Source organism: Rhodococcus sp. MH15 (genome assembly GCF_019266045.1).
Taxonomy (GTDB): Bacteria; Actinomycetota; Actinomycetes; order Mycobacteriales; family Mycobacteriaceae; genus Rhodococcus_F; species Rhodococcus_F qingshengii.
The window spans coordinates 1007669-1028883 of sequence record NZ_LPNP01000061.1; the positions used below are offsets into that span (position 1 = coordinate 1007669).

Here is a 21215-nt window from a genome sequence, read left to right on the forward strand (position 1 = left end):
GGGTGGCACGGTTTCGACCATTCCCCCACCGATGAGAGAAGATGGACCATGTGAGTCTGAGTCTGTGGAGCGCCCCGAGGGCCCAAGCACCCGTCGATGCAGTGGTGACGCTGCCCGGATCCAAGTCCATCACCAATCGAGCTCTGATTCTGGCCGCACTTGCGGATGGCCCGTCCACGATCACCGGTGCACTCCGCAGCCGTGACGCCGACCTGATGATCGCAGCTCTGCGTGACCTCGGCATCGGCGTCGAGGAAGCCGGTGATGCGACCACGCTTCGCATCACCCCTGGACCCCTGCGCGGCGGCGAGGTCGACTGCGGCCTGGCCGGCACCGTGATGCGCTTCCTGCCGCCACTCGCCGCGATGGCCGACGGCATCGTCCACTTCGACGGCGACGAGCAAGCACGCACACGACCGCTCGGCACCATCTTGGAAGCACTGCGCGGTCTCGGCGCTCGGATCGAGGGTGACGCACTCCCGTTCACCGTCACCGGAACCGGATCCCTACGCGGCGGGACGGTCACCATCGACGCATCCGGTTCGTCGCAGTTCGTCTCCGGTCTCCTGCTCTCGGCTGCTGCGTTCGAAGAGGGTGTCACCGTTCACCACGACGGCAAGCCCGTCCCGTCCATGCCACACATCGACATGACCGTCGAGATGCTCCGCGAGGCCGGAGTTTCCGTGACGACGCCAGCCACGGGCGGTGACGCGGACACCTGGCGTGTGGCACCGGGGCCGGTGCGCGCCGTGGACTGGGCGATCGAACCCGATCTCTCCAACGCCACACCGTTCCTGGCCGCTGCCGCAGTGACCGGCGGAACCGTCAGCGTCCCGATGTGGCCGTCGTCGACGACGCAACCCGGCGACGCGATCCGCGGGATCCTCGCCTCGATGGGGGCCGACGTCACTCTCGCCGATGGTGTCCTGACCGTCCGCGGCCCGGAGAAACTGCGCGGCATCGACATCGACCTCCACGACGTGGGAGAGCTGACCCCCACCGTGGCGGCCCTGGCCGCTCTCGCCGAGGGCACCTCGCATCTACGAGGAATCGCGCACCTGCGCGGGCACGAGACAGACCGTCTCGCCGCCCTCGCCGACGAGATCAACAAACTCGGCGGCTCCGTCACCGAAACCGATGACGGCCTGACGATCGTTCCCGCGGAACTCCATGGCGGACAATGGCTCTCGTATGCCGACCACCGCATGGCAACAGCCGGCGCCATCATCGGCCTGGTCGTCGACGGTGTCGAGGTCGACGATGTCGGAACCACAGCCAAGACACTGCCGGGCTTCGAGAACATGTGGATCGACATGCTCGAGAGTTCGCCGGCGACACCGAAGGCAAGCTTCTGAGTCCGCGGCAGTACGACGAGTCCGACGTCCGGGTACGCCCGGGGCGCGGATCCCGCCCCCGTACGAAGACTCGGCCCGAACATCTCTCGGCCGAATCGGGGATGGTGGTGTCGAAGGATCGTGGCCGTTGGGGTTGCGTCCTCGGCGGCGATCCCGACCGGCTGATCGTCACGATGCGCGCCCGCGAACTTGGCCGAACCCCCATCGTCGTCGGCGATCAGGTGGACATAGTCGGCGATCTGTCGGGCAAAACCGACACCCTGGCGCGCATCGTCCGGGTCTCCGAGCGTTCGACGGTTCTGCGACGGACCGCCGACGACACCGATCCCTTCGAACGTATCGTCGTCGCGAACGCGGAGCAGCTTCTCATCGTCGTGGCACTCGCCGATCCCCCACCGCGCACCGGCTTCGTCGAGCGCGCACTGGTCGCCGCCTACGTGGGTGGCCTGACGCCGATCGTCTGCCTGACCAAGAGCGACCTCGAACCGCCGGAGGAATTCGCGAGCACGTTCGCCGACCTCGACATCCAAGTGGTCGTCGCCGGTCGCGACGATCCCCTGGACGAACTGACGCAGATCCTCGAGCACAAGTTGACCGCCCTGATCGGACATTCCGGCGTCGGAAAGTCGACACTGGTCAATCGCCTTGTCCCCGATGCCAATCGAGCGGTCGGCATCGTATCCGGCGTCGGCAAGGGCCGGCACACGTCGACGCAATCGGTGGCACTCCCGCTCGCCGGTGGCGGCTGGGTGATCGACACCCCGGGCATCCGTTCGTTCGGTCTGGCGCACATCTCGCCCGAGAACGTGGTGGCGGCGTTCTCGGATCTCGCTGCGGCGATCGAGGATTGCCCGCGCGGATGCACGCACCTCGGACCGCCGGCAGATCCCGAATGCAAGCTCGACCTGCTGGAGGGCAAATCAGCTCGACGCGTCGTCGCTGTGCGACAACTGCTGGAAGCGATCAAGTCCAACGATCAGTACTGAGCGCCCCCGAGCGACGTTCCGGGCGAGAACAGCAAAGCGGCCCGACACCATCGAATGGTGTCGGGCCGCTTGCTGTCTACGGTCAGCGCAGTCGACGATCAGCGCAGTCGACGATCAGCGCAGGCCGAGGAGGCTGCGCAGCTTTCCGCTCTTGCGCTTACGTGCGATGGCGCTCTTGAGGCCACTGCGACGCCCGGTCACGGGATCGACAGTCGAGGTAAGTTCGCCGTCGAACATCCGCTCCGACGCCGTCTCGGGCGCATTGTCGACGGTGTCCTTGAGGTACTTGTTGGGCAGCGACAGCTTGGCGATGGTTCGCCAGGACTTGGCGTACTGCACGGCAAGCGGGCCCGTCGTGTACGGCAAGTCGTACTTGTCCGCGAGCTGACGCACCGTGACCGCGATGTCCTTGTAGCGGTTGCTGGGCAGATCGGGGAACAGGTGGTGCTCGATCTGGTAGCTCAGGTTGCCCGTCATGAAGTCCATGAGCGCGCTGCCCTCGATGTTGGCGCTGCCGAGCATCTGACGCAGGTACCACTGAGCCTGCGTTTCCTTGTCGATGTCTTCCTTGGTGAACTTCTCGGCACCGTCCGGGAAGTGGCCGCAGAAGATGACCGCGTTGGTCCACACGTTCCGCAGAGTGTTGGCGGTGAAGTTGGCCGACAACGTGCTCTTCCACGCCGGGCCGGTGATGGCCGGGTAGATGACGTAGTCGCGCAGGACCTGCTTGCCGATCTTCTCGCCGACCTCACGGAGCTTGCGCTGCGTCTCTTCCTTGTCGGCGCGGCCCTTGGCCACCTTGCCGAGCTCGAGGTGCTGTGCGGCGATGCCGTACTCGAAGAACAGCGCGAGCAGCGTGTTGTAGACCAGGTTGCCGGCGTTGAAGGGCTTCCAGCGCTGATCGCGGGTGACGCGGAGGAGTCCGTATCCGACGTCGTCGTCCATTCCGAGGACGTTGGTGTACTTGTGATGCAGGTAGTTGTGGGTCTGCTTCCAGTGCGCAGACGGGCCGGTGACGTCCCACTCCCACGAGGTGGAGTGGATCTCCGGGTCGTTCATCCAGTCCCACTGCCCGTGCATCACGTTGTGCCCGAGTTCCATGTTCTCGATGATCTTCGAGAGCGTCAGCAGGCCAACTCCGGCGAGCCACGCCGGACGGCGACGGCTGGCGAAAAGCACTGCGCGGCCGCCGATTTCGAGCGAACGCTGCAGACGAATGACGTTGCGCACGTACCGCGCATCCTTCTCGCCGCGCGACTCCTCGATGTCGCGACGAATCGCGTCGAGTTCGCGGCCGAGCGCTTCGATGTCGGCGTCCGTGAGATGTGCGTATTCCTTGACATCTGCAATCGCCATGGAAAGCCTCCTAGCAGTGAGTTAGGCGCAAAGTAGTAAGTGCAGAACGATCATCGATTCGAATCGTTCAGATCAACTGCACCTACTGTAGCGTAACTTACGGCACCGTAGGTTAGGTTTTTCCCGATGTAACCTATATCACTTCCGGCGCTTCGGCATGCGGGAACGGGCCTGCGACTTGAGTGCGGTCAACAAACCGAGACGCTTACCGGTGATCGGATCGGTACGAAGGTCCTCGACCATCGCCATGGCTGCGTCCCGGAATCCCGAGTCGCGGAACCGCAGTTCCGAAGACGTTTCCGGAGCATTGTCCGAGGTTGCGGTCAGCCACTTGTCCGGCAAAGCCAACTTGTGGATGGTGCGCAGAGCCAGAAGATACTGCTTGAAGAGCGAACCGGTGGTGTACGGGAGATCGAACTTCTCGCACAATGCACGCATCTTCACAGCGATTTCGGGATAGCGGTTGCTCGGCAGATCGGGAAACACGTGGTGCTCGATCTGGTAGCTCAGATTGCCGCTCATGAGTCCCATGAGCTTGCCGGAATTGAAGTTCGCACTACCGAGCATCTGGCGCAGGTACCACTCGTGACGAGTCTCCTGCTCGAATTCGGCAACCGTGAACTTCTCGGCACCGTCCGGGAAGTGGCCACAGAAGATGACGACGTACGCCCACAGGTTGCGCACGAGGTTCGCGGTCGCATTGGCCGACATGGTCGACTTCCACGCCGGCCCCGTCAGCGCCGGGAACAAGATGAAGTCCTTGCCCACCTGACGAAAGATCTTGCGCGCGAAGTCTTTGTTCGCCTGCGAGTTCAACTGCCCCTTTTCCGCGCCCTCCAACTCGGCTGCCGCCGTGAGGTCGTGCAGCGCGATGCCCCACTCGAACGTGGCCGCCAAGATCACGTTGGCGATCGGCTGGAAGAGGTTGATCGGCTTCCACGGCTCGTCACGAGTCATACGCAGAATCCCGAAACCGAGATCCTCGTCCATACCGACGACGTTGGTGTACGTGTGGTGCTGGTAGTTGTGGGCGCGCTTCCAATGCTCGGAAGGACCGGTTTGATCCCACTCCCACGAGACGGAGTGAATCTCGGGATCGTTCATCCAGTCCCATTGCCCGTGCATGACGTTATGCCCGAGCTCCATGTTCTCGATGATCTTCGACAGGCTCAGCAGGGTCGTGCCGACCAACCATGCCGGTCGGTACCGACTGCCGAACAATGCGATACGCCCGCCGAGCTCCAACGCCCGCTGGACGCGAATGACGCGACGAATGTAGCGGGCGTCCCGGATCCCACGAGAGTCTTCGATGTCGAGTCGAATCTGATCGAGTTCACGTCCGAGAGCTTCGACATCGGCCTCGGTGAGGTGCGAAAACTCTTTGATATCGGTGATGGCCACCGTGGTCCTCCGTGTGCCTAGAAGCTATGCGTCCAGCGTACAGTCGCCGGCGGCGGCGGAGATGCACGTCTGGATGCGCTCGCCCTCCGCGTGCTGTTTCCCCGAGCGTAGATCGATCGCGTGGCCGGCAACGAGAGGTACGACACACGTCTGGCAGATGCCCATGCGGCAACCGAACGGCATCAAGGCACCGGACTGCTCGCCCGCCTCCAGAAGCGTCGTCGCACCGTCGACGGTGATCGTCTTACCCGACTTCTCGAACGTGACCGTGCCACCGTCGGCCGAAGCGTCGATGCGCGATACGGCGAACCGCTCCATGTGGAGTCGATCCTCGATGCCTTCCGCCTTCCAGACGTCTTCGAGCTCGTCGAGCAACGGGAGGGGTCCGCACGCCCAGGTGTGGCGCTCGCGCCAGTCGGGGCAGACCGTGTCGAGAGAACTGAGTTTGAACTTTCCGTCACGTCGCGTGAGTTGAACGTGGCTCACGAAGTCCTCGTGCTCGGCGTGCAGTGCTGTGAGTTCGTCGGCGAACATCACGTCGGATTCCGTCGGAGCCGAGTGGATGTGCATGACGTCGGGCAATTGACCGCGCCGGTTCATCGTCCGCAACATGCCCATGACCGGAGTGATGCCACTGCCGGCGGTGATGAACAGGATCTTCTCCGGTGGCGGATCCGGCAACGCGAAGTTGCCCGAAGGCGTGGCCAGTCGAACGATGGTTCCCGACGGCACGGCCCCGCTGACGAGGTGGCTCGAGAGAAAGCCCTCGGGCATGGCCTTGACCGCGATGGAAATGCGCTTGTTCTCCCAGTTGGGAGGCGAGGTAAGTGAGTACGACCGCCAATGCCAACGGCCGTCGATATGCAGACCGATGCCGATGTACTGCCCCGGCTGGTAGTTGAAGTCGAATCCCCAACCCGGCTTGATGACGATGGTCGCCGAGTCCGTGGTCTCGGGCCGGACTTCGACGATCTGGCCGCGCAGCTCGCGGGCGGACCACAAAGGATTCGCGAGGTGCAGATAGTCGTCGGGAAGCAATGGTGTGGTCAGCCGAGCCGCCGCACCGCGAAGCAGATTGAGCTTCGACCGCGCTGCCGGAACTACCGACGCTGCCGGTGCCTCGATCCAGTCCTTCAGACCCATCAGACCTCCACCTCTCACCTTCCGAACCCACTGCCTACGGTACCGTAGGTTATCAGGTTACGGTACCGTAGGTTACTTCACGGTAAGCACATTCACAGCAGGTCGAGCAAGAACGGCAACTCCTGCGCGGCGTACCACGCCAACTCGTGGTCCTCCGCGTCACCGAGCGTGAACTCGGCATCGGCGTCACCGAGATCCGCCGCGTCGACTATGCCAGCAGCGCGCTCGATGTCCGATTCTGCCTGTTCGAGGTCGACATGCACAGATGCAACCTGAGCCATCGTGACAGGACCCGCCAATCGGACTACCGAATCGTCGAGATCGGGCCGTAACTTCACATCGGCATCGTCGACGTCGGCGGCAACGACAGCACGCCGGAAGGTGACGTCACCCTCGGTTCCGGCGATCAGTCGCAGCGACGCACGCGCAGCCTCACCCATGGCGACCTCGGCCAACTCGTCGTCGTCCCCCGCCGCGTACGACTCACGCAGAGTCGGGGTGACCGCAAAAGCCGTCCGGCTCATCGGGTCGAACTCCTGATCTGCGACCAACTGCTGCAAAATCTCGACCGTCGCCGGTACGTACACCCTCATGAGACCACCTTCATGCTCGTTCGTCACCGACTCGCATCCGTCAATTCCTCGAGTGACTCGAAGATCAGCGAACGAACGACGTCGACGTCCGACATCGCGTCACGGTCGGCATTCAAACCGTAGTAGACATTTCCGTCGTACGACGTCAGGGCGATGCTGAGTGTCTGATTCTTGAGCAGTGGCGACACGGGATACATCTCGAGCATCCGAGCACCACCGAGGTAAAGCGGAAATTGCGGCCCTGGCGCATTGGTGATCATCAAGTTGAACATTCGCTGCGACAGACTACTGGCCGCGCGGGAGCTCATCGCATGCAGCGTCGCCGGCGCAAACCCGGACATTCGCACCATCGTCTGCGCGGTGACCCGCCGACCCTGACGCGCGAATGCCTCCGTCGCATGGGCCACGTGCGAGAGCCGAACCACCGCGTTGGGTTCACCGACAGGCAGGTCGATGAGGAACGAGGAAACATGTCCGGGCGCTTGCGGATCGTCGACGTCAGGACTCTCCGGGCCGTCGGTGTAGACCGACATGGGCACCATCGCTCGCACGATGGTCGCCTCGGTCACCGGTTCACCGCGCGAGAGCAACCAGTTCCGCATCGCACCTGCGATGACGGTCAGAATCACGTCGTTGATCTCGCACCCGTACCGCGCACGAATGCGTCGATAGTCCTCCAGAGACGTCTTGGCCACCGCAAGGCGTCGATTGCGCGAAATGGTGGCGTTGAGCGGGCTCGACGGGGCTACCTGCGTCGCCGTTCGAACCACTTCCGCGAGTTTCCCGAGTGCACTCACAGCCTCGGTGACGGACGTGGTCACGTCGTTGAACGCTGCACGCGCCCGTGCGATCCCCTCCCCCGGGCTCGTCACGAGATCCGCCAGTGCACTGACCAACAAGCTGGTATCGCTCGGCGGCCTGGCGGGCATCCACAATTCTTCGGGGCCTGGCGCTCGATTCTTCTCCGGATCGAAGATCACCTGACTGATCTCTGGAGCCGCCTCGCCGTCCACCAACGACGAATGAGACTTCGTGAAGATGGCAAATCTGTTTCTGGTCAGCCCCTCGACCAGGTACATCTCCCACAACGGCCTCGTGCTGTCGAGTGGTCTCGACGTCAGCCGCGCGATCAGATCCATCAGCTGTTCGTCGGAACCCGGTTTGGGCAGAGCAGATCGGCGAACGTGATAAGTGATGTCGAAATCCGAGTCGTCCACCCATACCGGGCGGGCCAGACCGAACGCCACCTCACGCACTCGCTGGCGGTAACGCGGAACCGATCCGAGCCGCTCTTCGACAAGTCGAAGCAACTCCTCGTGATCGATCCCGTTTCGCAGTTGCCTGAAGATCCCCAACGAGCCGACATGCATCGGCGTCGTCCCGGCTTCGAGGAAGTAGAAAGCGGCATCCTGAGTCGTCAGTCTGTTCACCATGGCTTCGTGTCCTCTCCTTCGCCGAGATCGAACAGAATCGACAACTCCTCGATGGTCGATTCCGAGCCGACGTGATGGACCCCGACCATCCCGACGGCCACAGCCGCCCGGACGTTGATTTCGAGATCATCCACGAAAACGAAATCCTCCGGCTCGACGCCCAAACGACTCGCTGCCAACAGATAGATCTCGGCGTCGGGCTTCGCCATCTCGACATCACCGGACAAGATCACGTCGTCGACCAAGACCCCGTCGCCGAGATCCCGCAACCACTGAGCACTGGCGCCGCCGGGATCGTTGCTGACGATTCCCGTCACGATTCCGCGGGCCTTCACCGCGCGCACGACCGCGCTCAAGCCGTCGAGATCCGATCCCGGACCGAACAACACGCCACCGACATCCAACAGAAGTCCCCGCACGCCATCACCCTAAGTCGCGATGGTGATCACGGCGACATCTCGAGCGATTCGTGTCATGCTTCTCACCATCGCTCGGGGGAGCGAAGTCCGAGACAGCTGTCTCGGACGCAGGATCATCCGGGGGGATGTCATGGAGCAGGACTGCAAGATCGTTCTCGAGCCGGCGCCGCAATTCGAGCCTCACCCGCATACCGTCGTGCTGTCGCGGCCACAGTGCCGGCCAGACCGAACGCAGTGCCGAACAGACCGGATGCTGCGTCGCCCGCGAAAGACGCCACACAACGGAACGTCGCCCAGTACCGGGTTCACTCACGCTCCGGAACCGCGGCCGGTAGGTGCCGACATCTTCTGGAACCGATCACTACGTCTGGTTCTCGAAACCGTCGACCGACGACGAAATCCGCGGCAGCTCAAGGGCGTGTTGACGCCGTCCGTCCTGGAAGTTGTTGCGCGACTTTACACTTCGAATTTCTCGGCCCGGAAGCTGGGCGGCGCGGCCGTTCACCGCACCCACGTTCAAGCAGTGTCGGAGAGTACCGCCGAAGTCTGTGCGACGTACACACGAGGCACGCAGACTTTTGCCGTCGCAGGCCGGATCGACCACACAGACGAAACAGGCTGGACGGTCACCGCACTACACGTGGTGTGACCGTCCAGCCTGCCGAGTACTGACTGCGCTAATACCTCAGCGCTTGCGCTTGGACTTCGGAGCTCGATTGCTCTTCGACTGCGTCCGTGCTGCTTCACGACGTTCGCGACGAGAGGCGGCACCGTCGCCGGTGTCGGCAGCCGAGTCACGTGTTGCCTTTGCCTTGCCGTCCTCGTCCGGGCCGGTGTACGTCAGACGCGACGGACCTTCGTCGTCAAGTCCCTTGGCGCGCAACGCCGTCGGGGCAGCAGTTCCGGCAGTCCTGGCCGCAGCTTCCTGCGTGGGGAGCGGCTTGGGCGCCGTGGCGGACGCCGCGGCGGCAGAGCCCGCGGTGACGGAAATTCCACTTGCGGGCTGAGCCGGAGCTGCTTCGACCTGCAGGTTGAAGAGGAATCCGACGGACTCTTCCTTCAATCCGTCGAGCATGCCGATGAACATGTCGTAACCCTCGCGCTGGTACTCGACCAGCGGATCGCGCTGGGCCATCGCACGCAGACCGATTCCCTCCTTGAGGTAATCCATCTCGTAGAGATGCTCACGCCACTTACGGTCCAGGACCGAGAGGAAGACACGACGCTCGAGTTCACGCATACCGTTTTCGCCGGCGATCGCATCGATCTCGGCTTCGCGCTTCTTGTACGCCGCGTGGGCGTCTTCGAGCAAAGCGGTTCGCAGGTCGTCACGGCTCAGGTCACTGTTGATGCCTGCGCCGTCCTCCCCGGCCAACGTCTTGTGATCGATGCCGACCGGGTACAGCGTCTTCAGCGCCGTCCACAGCTGCTCGAGATCCCAGTCCTCGACGTATCCCTCGGCGGTGGCACCGTCGACGTAGGCGGTGACCACGTCAGTGATCATCTGCTCGACCTGGCCTTCCATGTCCTCACCCTCGAGGATCTGGCGGCGCTCCTTGTAGATGACCGTTCGCTGCTGGTTCATGACCTCGTCGTACTTGAGGACATTCTTGCGAATTTCGAAGTTCTGCTGCTCCACCTGGGTCTGAGCGCTCTTGATGGCCTTCGAGACCATTTTGGCTTCGATCGGGACGTCGTCGGGCAGGTTGAGGCGCGTCATGATCGACTCGAGTGCCGAACCGTTGAAACGGCGCATGAGCTCGTCACCGAGCGAGAGATAGAACCGCGATTCGCCGGGATCACCCTGACGTCCGGAACGACCACGCAACTGGTTGTCGATTCGGCGCGATTCGTGACGCTCGGTGCCCAGGACGTACAGGCCGCCGGCATCGCGGACCTTTTCGGCGTCTGCCTTGACCTCAGCCTTGACCTCGTCCAGGACTGCGTCCCAGGCTGCCTCGTACTCGTCCGGCGTCGTGACCGGGTCGAGGCCCTTCTTGCGCAGCGCGATGTCCGCGATGATGTCCGGGTTACCACCGAGCACGACGTCGGTACCGCGGCCGGCCATGTTGGTCGCGACCGTGACCGCGCCGGAGCGACCGGCCTCGGCGATGATGGTCGCTTCCTTCTCGTGGAACTTGGCGTTGAGGACGTTGTGGGCAACGCCGCGCTTGGTGAACTGCTTGGACAGGTACTCCGAGCGCTCGACGCTGGTCGTACCGATCAGGACGGGCTGGCCGTTCTCGTGGCGCTCGACGACGTCGTCGACCACCGCGTCGAACTTGGCTTCCTCGGTCTTGTAGATGAGGTCGCCGTTGTCGACTCGGACCATCGGACGGTTGGTCGGGATCGGGATCACACCGAGCGTGTAAGTCTGGTGAAGCTCGGCAGCTTCCGTCTCGGCGGTACCCGTCATGCCCGACAACTTGTCGTACAGACGGAAGTAGTTCTGCAGGGTGATGGTGGCAAGGGTCTGGTTCTCCGCCTTGATCTCCACCTTCTCCTTGGCCTCGATCGCCTGGTGCATGCCCTCGTTGTAGCGGCGGCCGACCAGCACGCGGCCGGTGAACTCGTCGACGATGATGACCTCACCGTCGCGGACGATGTAGTCCTTGTCCTTGGTGTAGAGCTCCTTGGCCTTGATCGCGTTGTTCAAGTAGCTCACCAGCGGCGAATTCGCGGCTTCGTACAGGTTGTCGATACCGAGCTGGTCCTCGACCAGTTCGACGCCCGCCTCGTGCACACCGATGGTGCGCTTGCGGATGTCGACCTCGTAGTGAACGTCCTTCTTCAGCAGCGGCGCGATGCGCGCGAACTCGCTGTACCACTTGCTGGAGCCGTCGGCCGGGCCCGAGATGATGAGGGGGGTTCGGGCTTCGTCGATGAGGATCGAGTCGACCTCGTCCACGATGGCAAACGCATGGCCACGCTGGACCAGGTCGTCCAACGAATGCGTCATGTTGTCGCGCAGGTAGTCGAAGCCGAACTCGTTGTTGGTGCCGTACGTGATGTCGGCTGCGTAGGCGACGCGGCGCTCGGCCGGCGTCATGCCCGAGAGAATCACACTGGTCTCGAGGCCGAGGGCGCGGTGAACGCGGCCCATCCACTCGGAGTCACGCTTGGCGAGGTAGTCGTTGACCGTCACCACGTGGACGCCGTCACCCGCGATCGCGTTCAGGTATGCCGGAAGAACACAGGTCAGGGTCTTGCCCTCACCGGTCTTCATCTCGGCGACGTTGCCGAAGTGCAGGGCCGCGCCGCCCATGATCTGCACGTGGAAGTGCTTCTGGTCGATCACGCGCCACGACGCCTCGCGGGCAACCGAGAATGCCTCGGGCAGCAACTCGTCGAGAGTTTCCCCGGCGGCATAGCGCTCACGGAACTCGGTGGTCTTGGCTTTGAGTTGCTCGTCTGTCAGGCCTTCGACATCGGGCGACAGAGATTCCACATGCTCGGCGATGTGCTTGAGCCGCTTGACCATGCGACCTTCACCAACACGGAGCAGCTTCGATAGCGACAGCGACGGCACAGTCTTCTTCGTCCTCAATCTTCGGCGACAGGGGGTCACACACTGAAAATCCGGCCGGGGTCCGAAAACTCCGGCCGGATTCCATGGTAGGCGCTACCGGCGGCGAGCGAGCAAACCCACCACCGATTGGGTCATGTCAGGCGGATCAATCCGTAGTCGAAAGCGTGACGACGGTAGACGACGGACGGCTTGTCCGACTCCTTGTCATGGAAGAGAAAGAAGTCGTGTCCGACCAGTTCCATCTCGTAGAGAGCGTCGTCGATGGTCATCGGCTCGGCCGGGTGATCCTTCGTGCGGACCACGCGTCCCGGGCCGTCGTACTCGTCCGGCTCTTGACCGTTCAGCGAAATGTCCGGTGTGACTCCGAGTGAGTCTGCGTCGACGAGGGAGGCGGTTGCCTCCGCGACGGACACCGGTCGCTTGTCGCCGTAATGGACCTTCTTGCGGTCCTTGGTTCGACGGAGGCGACTCTCGAGCTTGTCGATCACCGATTCGAAGGCGGCGTAGAAGCTGTCTGCGGACGCTTCGGCTCGGGCCACCGGGCCTTTACCTCGAGCGGTGATCTCGACGCGCTGGCAACTCTTGGCCTGTCGTCGGTTGCGTTCATGTTGGAGTTCCACGTCGAAGTGGAATATGGAGGGGTCGAAGTGTTCGAGTCGCGCCAGCTTTTCCGAAACGTAGATTCGGAAGTGATCGGGGATCTCGACATTTCGTCCCTTGACTACGACGTCGGATCTCGGAGCTGCGGCATTCTCGGAACGCTCGATGGTGGCGTCCTCGATGAAAAACGAGGCTTGCGAAGGGGTCGTCACTCGTACCTCCCAATTACGGCCCCGCCCCACGGTGGGCGGCGGCAAATTCTGCAAGTACCGAGAGGGGATCCGCCCGGCACCAGTATCGAAGTACCACCTCCTACCAGTATTTTCGGGTGTGCCGCCGACGCTAGTACGTAACGCGCGCGAGTGCCACTGTTCCAACGAAATTCATCTAAGCCCCTGCAAGGACAAGCACGAGAGTTGTCCGAATCCCACTGAGCGAGAGGGCCCGAACCGACTCTGCCGCAGTCGCTCCCGTGGTGAGGACGTCGTCGAGCAGGACGATGTCACTGTCCCCGGCAATCGAAGTGATCGCAGTGGTGTCGAGAGACACATGACCGTTCACGTTGGTCACCCGGTCGGCCGCGGACAGTCCCACCGAGTCACGTACACCTCGCGTCATCCGGAGAATCGGACAGACACGTACCGGACGCCCCGCGACAGAACCAATTTCCCGCTTTCCGCGCATACTTTCGGCTATCCGGCGAACCGGATCACCCCCGCGAGATCGCGCCGCTCGGGCGCGCGTGGGAGCCGGCACCAGCACGATCGGCGGACGACCCCCGCTGCCGAGCTCGCCCCACCGTTCCAGAGTGGCCAACGCGTCGGCCACAGCGATCCCCAGAGGCATCGCGAGGTCCCGACGACCCCGTTCCTTCATCTCGATCACACTGCGCCGCCTGGGGCCGTCGTAGCGGCCGAGTGCCCAGACGGGCACGCCCGGATCCACGCGCGGACTCAGTTGAAGCGGATGATCGCGCAGCAGTTCCGCGCACTCACCGCACCACAGAGTCCCCGAGCGGCCACACCCACCACACTCGCGTGGCAACAGCAGGTCGAGCAGACCGGCACCGAATTTCTTGTCCCCCATGGCCGAATCATGAACCTGAGCACCGACATGCATCAGAGCGCAGACATTCACCAGAGCGCGGAGGCGTCAGCCAGGCAGAACCGGAATCGCCTTCTGTCCGGTCAGCACGGTCACCTCACGCCAGCGGCGATCCCCGGCGGGGTCGTTGTTGTTCAGTTGGAACACCGCACGCGCGTCGGCGACGTACTCGGTGGTCGGCGATGCATCCACGGAGGTGACGGGAGCGGTCAGGTTTCCACTCGGCAGCGCGTCCATTCGTGAGCCGTCGATCGCGACCTGGACGACCGGTATGTCGGCTCCACTGCGCGCGATCACGATGGTGTCGCTGTTGCTCCAGTCGAGTGAGAGCGCGGTACTGCCCAAGCCGGACGCCACTGCGCGTGGACTCGTCAGGGCGTAGACCCCGCTGGCGGTGCGCACGACCACAGCCAGGTAGACCTTGCCGTCGATGATCATCGCCGCTCGCACGCCGTCCCGCGACAGACGCAGTTCCGAGATCGTGGAACCGACCGACGTCAGGGCCCCGACGTCGACGTTGGTGACCGACACCCGGCCGGTGCCTGGTTCGCGGACGACCCGAACGACGGTATTGCCGTTCACAGCCGTCCAGACCGCGTTGTTGTCCAGCTCCCACGAGGGTCTGGTGATGGCGCTGCCTTCGAGTACCGGAACGGACCCTTCGCCGTATGTCCCGAGCGACAAGTCGAATCTTGTGCCGGGATCCGGCCGAGCGGTGTCCGCGACGGCTGCCACCAACTTGCCGTCCCGTGAGAGAGCAGCCGCCGTGAGGTTGCCCGCATTGCCTGCGAAACCGGGCACCGGAGTCGCCTCTTGCTCGGTGACACTCACCAGTGAACCGTTGCGCAGTGCATGCAGTCCGACGGTTGCACTCGTGGTGGCCAGTGGGTTGGTGGATGCGACGTCGGCGGTGGTCCAGCCGTCGGCATGAGCCGCGTCCAGCGGTTCGCCGTCGATCTCCAGAACGTACGGCCCTGCCACATCGGCGTTGGCGAGCGTCCAAATGACCTGTGCTGCAAACAAACCGCGAGTAGCAGCATCCATCGGGTTGTCAAGGCGGAAGTTGATGCGCACACCACCGAGACCGACTCCGACCTGTCCCGGCTTACCGTCGGCCTTGGTGATCGGACCGATCACCGACACGCCATTGCCCAGTTCGTTTCGCACAGCCGGCGCCAGCGCTGCCTTCGGTCCGTCGATCATCAGACCGATCAGCTGAGCCGCCACCTGGTCCTGCCCGCCGGAGATCCAGCGAAGATCGGGGACGACCGTCTGGCTGGTGGGGTCGAGGAAGAACAACGACTTCCGCTGGTAAGCGCCGAGGAACTGCGGACGCTCCATGATCACGCCGGGAGGCAGATCACTGATCCGCCATTCGCCGTCGGTCAACGCCAGGGTCATCCTCGCTTCGAAGCTGCCCTCTTCGGGAACGTACAGTCCTCCCGGGTCGAGGCGACCGACCTTGTTCACACGAATCGTGTAGACGGCTTCGGTGCTGGTTCGAGAAACCGAGAGCACATCGACCTTGTCGACGATGACAGCACTTGCCGCGTCGTCCCAACGCGCCGAAGCGTCCTTGGTCAGGTACTGACGGGCCGCGGCGTGCCGGTTGGACGGATCGGTACTCGCCTTGACGAAGTCACGTACCAGCAGGTCCGGCTCTCGCCCCGAGGCCGGTGATTCGACGGAGGTTCCGGGCACAGCGGTTGCCAGAGTTCCGATTGCCTGCGGCGAGGAGGATTCCGGCAAACTCGCGCACGCGCCGGTCAGCAACAGAACGCTGAGCGTTGTTGCGAGAAGTGCCAGACGGCGGCGGGTTCCGATCATGATCGATCCCCACCGTTGGACTCGTTCCGCGAGTCCGATTCGCGCGGAGTCGGCAGGGACGACGTGACCTCGCCGACGGTATCGGCGACGATGTCGGCTTCGCTCGGCGTGCGGACGAACTTTGTGGTCGTCGGCTTGAGAGGCAGTGGGCTCGACACGACTTTCTTGCCACGGGTGCGCGAGAGCGTCAACCGGAAGCAGGCGCCGACTCCCGGTTCGCCCCAGGCCTCGAGCTTGCCGTCGTGCAGATTCGCGTCTTCGACGCTGATCGCGAGGCCGAGTCCGGTGCCGCCACTGCGGCGCACGCGGGACGGGTCCGATCGCCAGAACCGGTTGAAGACCAACTTCTCCTCGCCCGGACGCAACCCGACGCCACTGTCGCGGACGATAAAGGCGAGGGCATTGTCGTCGGCGCGAAGGCGAAGCAGAATCGGCTTCCCCTCACCGTGGTCGATGGCGTTGGCCAGGAGATTTCGCAGGATGCGTTCGACGCGGCGCGGATCGACATCTGCCATGACGGGCTCGTCGGGCATGTCCACGATCAGTTCGGTGCCGGATTCGCGGGCGAGATGGCGAACTGTGGAAACGGCCGCTCGCGCACACATACGCACGTCGAGTTGTTCGGATGCGAGTTCCGCGACACCGGCGTCGTGACGGGAGATCTCGAGGAGGTCCGCCAGTAGCCCTTCGAACCTGTCCAGTTCGGCGACAAGCAGTTCCGACGACCGACGCAGCATGGGGTCGAGGTTCTCGCTGCCGTCGTAGATCAGGTCGGCTGCCATCCGGACCGTGGTCAGTGGTGTGCGCAGTTCATGGCTGACATCGGAGGTGAAGCGCTTCTGGAGGCTGCCGAACTCCTCCAGCTGGGTGATCTGTTTGGACAGACTCTCGGCCATCTCGTTGAAGGACATGGCCAGGCGCGCCATGTCGTCCTCGCCGCGGACCGGCATTCGTTCCTTGAGTCGGCCGTCTGCGAAACGCACCGCGATTCGCGAGGCCGATCGGATGGGAAGCACGACCTGTCTGGCAACCAACAGCGAAATCGCCGCCAAGAGCACCAGCAACACGGCTCCACCGATCAGCAGGGTGCTTCGAACAAGAGACAGACTTCGGTCTTCGCTGGCGAGCGGGAAGATCAGATACAGCTCGAGTCCCGATATCGACGACGCGGTGGGGCTACCGATGATCAGCGCGGGTCCGGAGTAACCGTTCGGGTTGGACACCGTCGCGAATTGGTAACTGATCTGGCCGCGTTTGACGAACTCGCGAAGGTTGTCGGGGATCTGATCGACCGGTCCCGAACTCGTCGGCTGGCGCGGCCCGTCCCCTGGCACGATGAGCACCGGGTCGAAGGTTCCGGCCGAACCGGAGGCCTGGCCCGAGGTCTGGTTTCGACGGCTCGTCAGTCCGGATGCAGCGCTTTCCAATTGAACGTTGAGCGCCGTCGAATCGTCGACGCCCGCGAGTTGGTCTTCGACGATGCCGCGGGCTCGGTCCATTTCCTCGGTCGCCGCGGTGATCTTCGTTTCCAACAGCCGATCGGTGATCTGGCTGGTCAGCACGACACCGAGAATGACGATGACGATCAAGGACAACGTCAAAGTCGAGACGACCACTCGCAATTGGAGCGAGCGTCGCCACGTGTGCGCGAGGGTGTTGCTCATCGAGTGACACCACCGCAGAAATGGCGTCAGCCGTCGGTTGAGACGACGACGCCACCTGGAAACTCCGCTCACGGCGGTCCGGCCTTGTAGCCGACCCCCCTGACCGTCAGAACCACTTCGGGATTCTCGGGATCAGTTTCGACCTTGGCGCGCAAACGCTGAACGTGCACGTTCACCAGGCGGGTGTCGGCGGCGTGGCGGTATCCCCACACCTGCTCGAGGAGGACTTCACGGGTGAACACCTGGCGCGGCTTGCGCGCCAATGCGACCAGCAGGTCGAATTCGAGTGGTGTGAGCGAGATCTGCTCGCTGCCGCGGCTGACCTTGTGTGCCGGAACGTCGATCACGATGTCGGCGATGCTCAGCAGTTCGGCCGGCTCCTCTTCCGTACGGCGCAGGCGAGCACGCACCCGCGCCACCAGCTCCTTCGGCTTGAACGGCTTCATGATGTAGTCGTCCGCGCCGGATTCGAGGCCGAGTACGACGTCGACGGTGTCGGTCTTGGCCGTCAACATCACGATGGGCACGCCGGAATCCGCACGCAGAACTCGGCATACGTCGATCCCGTTCATTCCGGGAAGCATGAGATCGAGCAGGACGAGGTCGGGCCGGGTCTCACGCACTGCCGCGAGCGCCAGGGTTCCGTCGCCTACCACGTAGGGATCGAAACCCTCACCACGCAGCACGATCGTGAGCATCTCGGCGAGTGCCGTGTCGTCGTCGACAACCAGAATCCTTGGTTTCATATCCCTATCGTTGCATCTCGGAGCGATGAATCAGACCGTTACGAGGCCGTGCGGCGTGCCGCGTCTTTCCCTCTACTGTGCCGGAAAGTTCGAATCCCGGCCGCAAGGGTGACCGATCACGCGAAATCCGCGAGCCTGCGCGCCAGTTCGCCCGGGTCCGTCTCCGGCCCCACGATCCACCAGGGCGAGACCCAGTCCGTCGCTGCCAACTGCTTGTAGAGCTCACCGGTTCTGGCCTGCAGGCCGCCGTCGCGCTCGTAGGCGTCGAGCTGACGCGACGCGTCCTCGGCCTCACGCGAGCGGGCACGCTGCTCGGCCAGAGCTACCGGCACGTCGAGGTACAACTGCAGATCGGGAGCGGGAAGAGCGAGTCGACCCAACTCCAATTCACGGACCCAGGCGACCATCTCGCCGTCCACGCCCTGATGCGCGCGCGCCGCGTTGTAGGCGGCGTTGGACGCCACGTAGCGGTCGAGGAGAACAATATCGTTGGCGGACAACAGGTCCGAGATCCGATCCGCCGCACCCGCGCGGTCCAGGGCGAACAGGACTGCCATCGCGTTCACGGATTCAGCCAGGTCTCCGTGCGATCCTTTGAGTGCCTCGGCAGCAAGATCCGCGTGGATCGACTTCCCGTACCGCGGAAAATCCAGAGTCGCGATCGACGTGCCGCCGCGGCGGAGTTCGCTCTCCACTTTGCCGATCAACGTTCGCTTTCCAGCGCCGTCGAGGCCTTCCAATGCCACCAGTGTTCCCACGGCGGACAAGCCTATCCCCCGGCCTGCTTGCGCAGACCGGGGGACGGCGGACACTACATCCTCAGCGACGAATCACCGGGTCAGTAGCGGTAGTGCTCGGGCTTGTACGGGCCTTCGACGTCGACGCCGATGTACTCTGCCTGATCCTTCGTGAGCTTGGTCAGCGTGCCACCGAGTGCCTCGACGTGGATCTTGGCGACCTTCTCGTCGAGGTGCTTCGGGAGGCGGTAGACCTCGTTGTCGTACTCGTCCGGCTTCGTCCACAGTTCGATCTGCGCGATGACCTGGTTGGAGAAGCTGTTGCTCATCACGAACGACGGGTGGCCCGTCGCGTTGCCGAGGTTGAGCAGGCGGCCTTCGGACAGCACGATGATCGAGTGGCCGTCGGCGAACGTGAACTCGTCGACCTGCGGCTTGATGTTGATCCGCGTGACGTCGCCGGACTTCTCGAGGCCGGCCATGTCGATCTCGTTGTCGAAGTGACCGATGTTGCCCAGGATGGCCTGATGCTTCATGGCCTTCATGTGCTCGAACGTGATGATGTCCTTGTTACCGGTGGACGTGATCACGATGTCGGCCCAGCCGATGGCCTGCTCGACTGTCTTGACCTCGAAGCCGTCCATGAGCGCCTGCAGGGCGTTGATGGGGTCGACCTCGGTGACCGCGACGCGAGCGCCCTGGCCGCGAAGTGCCTCGGCACAACCCTTGCCGACGTCTCCGTAACCGCAGACCAGCGCAGCCTTACCGCCGATCAGAACGTCGGTGCCGCGGTTGATGCCGTCGAGCAGCGAGTGGCGCGTGCCGTACTTGTTGTCGAACTTGCTCTTGGTGACCGAGTCGTTGACGTTGATAGCGGGGAACGTGAGTTCACCGGCAGCGGCAACCTGGTACAGGCGCAGAACGCCCGTGGTGGTCTCCTCGGTGACGCCCTGGACGGACTCGGCGATTGCCGTCCACTTTCCCTTGTCGGACTCGAGGGACTGACGCAGAAGTGCAAGGAAGACCTTGTACTCGTCGGAATCCTGGTCGTCGTCCGTCGGCGGGACGACGCCGGCCTTCTCGAACTGTGCGCCCTTGAGCACCAGCATGGTGGCGTCGCCGCCATCGTCGAGAATCATGTTGGCAGGCTCACCCGGCCAGGTCAGCATCTGCTCGGCTGCCCACCAGTACTCTTCGAGGGTTTCACCCTTCCAGGCGAAAACCGGAACGCCCTTGGGCTCTTCCGGGGTGCCGTGCGGACCGACGACGATGGCGGCGGCAGCGTGATCCTGCGTGGAGAAGATGTTGCATGAAGCCCAGCGGACCTCGGCGCCGAGCGCGGTCAGCGTCTCGATCAGCACCGCGGTCTGAATGGTCATGTGCAGCGAGCCGGAAACGCGAGCGCCCTTGAGCGGCAACACCTCTGCGTATTCGCGACGAAGCGCCATGAGGCCGGGCATCTCGTGCTCTGCCAGACGGATTTCCTTGCGACCGAACTCCGCGAGCGAAAGATCTGCAACTTTGAAGTCGATGCCGTTACGGCTCTCGGCCACGGGCGTTGTTGAAACTGAGGTCGTCATCTGCCTCTCCTGGTTGACGTGCATACTCTGCACAAGCCTATCGGTGTACCAGGCTATCGGTTAGACGCCCTCTCCCGCCCGCCCCTCTACTGCGCGGCCCTCGCGCGCCACGTCGATGAACGGCCCGAGCAGTATGCCCAGATCCTCCGCCACCGAAGCCTCGGACTCCGGCGGCATCGAAATGTAGCTCAGCCCGAGACGCGCAATCGCCCTGGCCAGAATTCCGGCGTCGGCGGGTGACGCCTGAATCCACCCTCGCTGGAAACTCTCCGCAAGCCGCGACGACGCGCGCTCGATGATGACCGCACTGTCGGTGGTGATCAGGCGAAGCAGGTCCGGCTTGGCCTCACCGGTGAGCAGAGAGATCACCAACGGGTCGGTTGCACTGGAGGCGAAAAACGATCCGAAACCCGCCGTCAATGCCTCGACTGCACGTCCGTCGTTCGCCACCATGGCCTCGTCCACCGCGTCGACGAAGCCGTCAGCAAGGCGAAGCGCGTACGCCTCGGCAAGCCCTTGCCTCGAGCCGAACTCGTTGTAGAGCGTCTGACGACTCACACCGGCATGCTTGGCCAGAACCGTCAGCGTCACCTCGGACCAGTCGCGCTCGGTCAACAACTCACGCATCGAATCGAGCACCGACGTACGCAGCAGCAGGCGCGACGCTTCTTTCTGCGGCAGACGAGTGGGCGTCGAAGTCATGGTGACGACACTACCGCCGCACCTAGGTCCGTTCGACGCC

The 21215-nt window shown here is 63.5% G+C and carries 18 protein-coding genes; 3 read left to right on the forward strand and 15 right to left on the reverse strand.

Going from position 1 to position 21215, the window contains the following annotated elements; genetic code table 11:
• Positions 1-41: 41 nt before the first annotated feature.
• Both aroA and rsgA read left to right on the forward strand, forming a co-directional pair.
• Positions 42-1355, forward strand: a complete 1314-nt coding sequence (aroA, locus tag ATN37_RS12670) for a 3-phosphoshikimate 1-carboxyvinyltransferase (protein ID WP_042922161.1) — start codon at positions 42-44, stop codon at positions 1353-1355.
• The gene (gene rsgA, locus ATN37_RS12675) at positions 1304-2341 is read left to right on the forward strand and encodes a ribosome small subunit-dependent GTPase A (protein WP_007731200.1); all 1038 of its coding nucleotides are present in this window, start codon (positions 1304-1306) and stop codon (positions 2339-2341) included. Before aroA ends, rsgA begins: the two co-directional genes overlap by 52 nt.
• A 114-nt stretch (positions 2342-2455) precedes the next feature.
• On the opposite strand, the gene ATN37_RS12680 is transcribed toward rsgA, so the two are convergent.
• The 6 genes from ATN37_RS12680 to ATN37_RS12705 form a co-directional block, all read right to left on the reverse strand.
• Positions 2456-3697 (reverse strand): fatty acid desaturase, encoded by a 1242-nt coding sequence (locus ATN37_RS12680; RefSeq protein ID WP_003940700.1) that lies wholly within the window; start codon positions 3695-3697, stop codon positions 2456-2458.
• A gap of 138 nt (positions 3698-3835) precedes the next feature.
• Positions 3836-5098, reverse strand: a complete 1263-nt coding sequence (locus ATN37_RS12685) for an acyl-CoA desaturase (protein ID WP_003940901.1) — start codon at positions 5096-5098, stop codon at positions 3836-3838.
• A 24-nt stretch (positions 5099-5122) separates the two neighbouring features.
• Positions 5123-6241, reverse strand: coding sequence for a ferredoxin reductase (locus ATN37_RS12690; protein ID WP_003940928.1), 1119 nt, complete (start codon positions 6239-6241; stop codon positions 5123-5125).
• A gap of 92 nt (positions 6242-6333) precedes the next feature.
• Positions 6334-6834, reverse strand: a complete 501-nt coding sequence (locus tag ATN37_RS12695; RefSeq protein WP_030535010.1) for a hypothetical protein — start codon at positions 6832-6834, stop codon at positions 6334-6336.
• A gap of 23 nt (positions 6835-6857) precedes the next feature.
• Positions 6858-8267 (reverse strand): wax ester/triacylglycerol synthase family O-acyltransferase, encoded by a 1410-nt coding sequence (locus tag ATN37_RS12700; RefSeq protein ID WP_007731194.1) that lies wholly within the window; start codon positions 8265-8267, stop codon positions 6858-6860.
• Positions 8261-8686: an HAD-IA family hydrolase gene (locus ATN37_RS12705; protein ID WP_054828205.1), complete on the reverse strand. Its 426-nt coding sequence runs from the start codon at positions 8684-8686 to the stop codon at positions 8261-8263. Before ATN37_RS12705 ends, ATN37_RS12700 begins: the two co-directional genes overlap by 7 nt.
• Positions 8687-8816: 130 nt before the next feature.
• Between ATN37_RS12705 and ATN37_RS12710 the strand changes: the two genes are divergently transcribed.
• Positions 8817-9335, forward strand: a complete 519-nt coding sequence (locus ATN37_RS12710; RefSeq protein WP_256933211.1) for an Rv3235 family protein — start codon at positions 8817-8819, stop codon at positions 9333-9335.
• 36 nt (positions 9336-9371) lie between these two features.
• Here the strand turns inward: ATN37_RS12710 and secA are convergent, their stop codons facing one another.
• The 9 genes from secA to ATN37_RS12755 all read right to left on the reverse strand — a co-directional run bounded on the left by secA (position 9372) and on the right by ATN37_RS12755 (position 21175).
• Entirely contained in the window at positions 9372-12215 is a 2844-nt protein-coding gene (gene secA, locus ATN37_RS12715) for a preprotein translocase subunit SecA (RefSeq protein WP_007731191.1), read from the reverse strand.
• Positions 12216-12346: 131 nt separating this feature from the next.
• Entirely contained in the window at positions 12347-13027 is a 681-nt protein-coding gene (gene hpf, locus ATN37_RS12720) for a ribosome hibernation-promoting factor, HPF/YfiA family (RefSeq protein WP_003940893.1), read from the reverse strand.
• A 175-nt stretch (positions 13028-13202) separates the two neighbouring features.
• Complete coding sequence (locus tag ATN37_RS12725; RefSeq protein WP_218695211.1) at positions 13203-13934, reverse strand: ComF family protein; 732 nt, start codon at positions 13932-13934, stop codon at positions 13203-13205.
• 33 nt (positions 13935-13967) lie between these two features.
• The gene (lpqB, locus tag ATN37_RS12730; RefSeq protein ID WP_003940768.1) at positions 13968-15746 is read right to left on the reverse strand and encodes an MtrAB system accessory lipoprotein LpqB; all 1779 of its coding nucleotides are present in this window, start codon (positions 15744-15746) and stop codon (positions 13968-13970) included.
• Complete coding sequence (mtrB, locus tag ATN37_RS12735) at positions 15743-17482, reverse strand: MtrAB system histidine kinase MtrB (protein WP_019747781.1); 1740 nt, start codon at positions 17480-17482, stop codon at positions 15743-15745. Before mtrB ends, lpqB begins: the two co-directional genes overlap by 4 nt.
• Positions 17479-18156, reverse strand: coding sequence for an MtrAB system response regulator MtrA (gene mtrA, locus ATN37_RS12740; protein ID WP_003941013.1), 678 nt, complete (start codon positions 18154-18156; stop codon positions 17479-17481). Before mtrA ends, mtrB begins: the two co-directional genes overlap by 4 nt.
• A 116-nt stretch (positions 18157-18272) precedes the next feature.
• Positions 18273-18914 carry a dTMP kinase gene (locus ATN37_RS12745; protein ID WP_007731190.1) on the reverse strand — a complete coding sequence of 214 codons (642 nt, stop codon included), beginning with the start codon at positions 18912-18914 and terminating at the stop codon, positions 18273-18275.
• Positions 18915-18994: 80 nt separating this feature from the next.
• Positions 18995-20473 (reverse strand): adenosylhomocysteinase, encoded by a 1479-nt coding sequence (gene ahcY / locus ATN37_RS12750; RefSeq protein WP_003940766.1) that lies wholly within the window; start codon positions 20471-20473, stop codon positions 18995-18997.
• A 60-nt stretch (positions 20474-20533) separates the two neighbouring features.
• Positions 20534-21175, reverse strand: coding sequence for a TetR family transcriptional regulator (locus ATN37_RS12755; RefSeq protein WP_003941024.1), 642 nt, complete (start codon positions 21173-21175; stop codon positions 20534-20536).
• Positions 21176-21215: the final 40 nt, after the last annotated feature.

Bases quoted from the DNA above. Each gene is read 5' to 3' on its own strand.
- aroA (WP_042922161.1), top strand. From the start codon at position 42: ATGGACCATGTGAGTCTGAGTCTGTGGAGCGCCCCGAGGGCCCAAGCA.
- ATN37_RS12700 (WP_007731194.1), bottom strand. From the start codon at position 8,267: ATGGTGAACAGACTGACGACTCAGGATGCCGCTTTCTACTTCCTCGAA.
- ATN37_RS12725 (WP_218695211.1), bottom strand. From the start codon at position 13,934: ATGCATGTCGGTGCTCAGGTTCATGATTCGGCCATGGGGGACAAGAAA.
- ATN37_RS12710 (WP_256933211.1), top strand. From the start codon at position 8,817: ATGGAGCAGGACTGCAAGATCGTTCTCGAGCCGGCGCCGCAATTCGAG.
- ATN37_RS12680 (WP_003940700.1), bottom strand. From the start codon at position 3,697: ATGGCGATTGCAGATGTCAAGGAATACGCACATCTCACGGACGCCGAC.
- mtrA (WP_003941013.1), bottom strand. From the start codon at position 18,156: ATGAAACCAAGGATTCTGGTTGTCGACGACGACACGGCACTCGCCGAG.
- lpqB (WP_003940768.1), bottom strand. From the start codon at position 15,746: ATGATCGGAACCCGCCGCCGTCTGGCACTTCTCGCAACAACGCTCAGC.
- ahcY (WP_003940766.1), bottom strand. From the start codon at position 20,473: ATGACGACCTCAGTTTCAACAACGCCCGTGGCCGAGAGCCGTAACGGC.
- ATN37_RS12755 (WP_003941024.1), bottom strand. From the start codon at position 21,175: ATGACTTCGACGCCCACTCGTCTGCCGCAGAAAGAAGCGTCGCGCCTG.
- ATN37_RS12690 (WP_003940928.1), bottom strand. From the start codon at position 6,241: ATGGGTCTGAAGGACTGGATCGAGGCACCGGCAGCGTCGGTAGTTCCG.
- ATN37_RS12695 (WP_030535010.1), bottom strand. From the start codon at position 6,834: ATGAGGGTGTACGTACCGGCGACGGTCGAGATTTTGCAGCAGTTGGTC.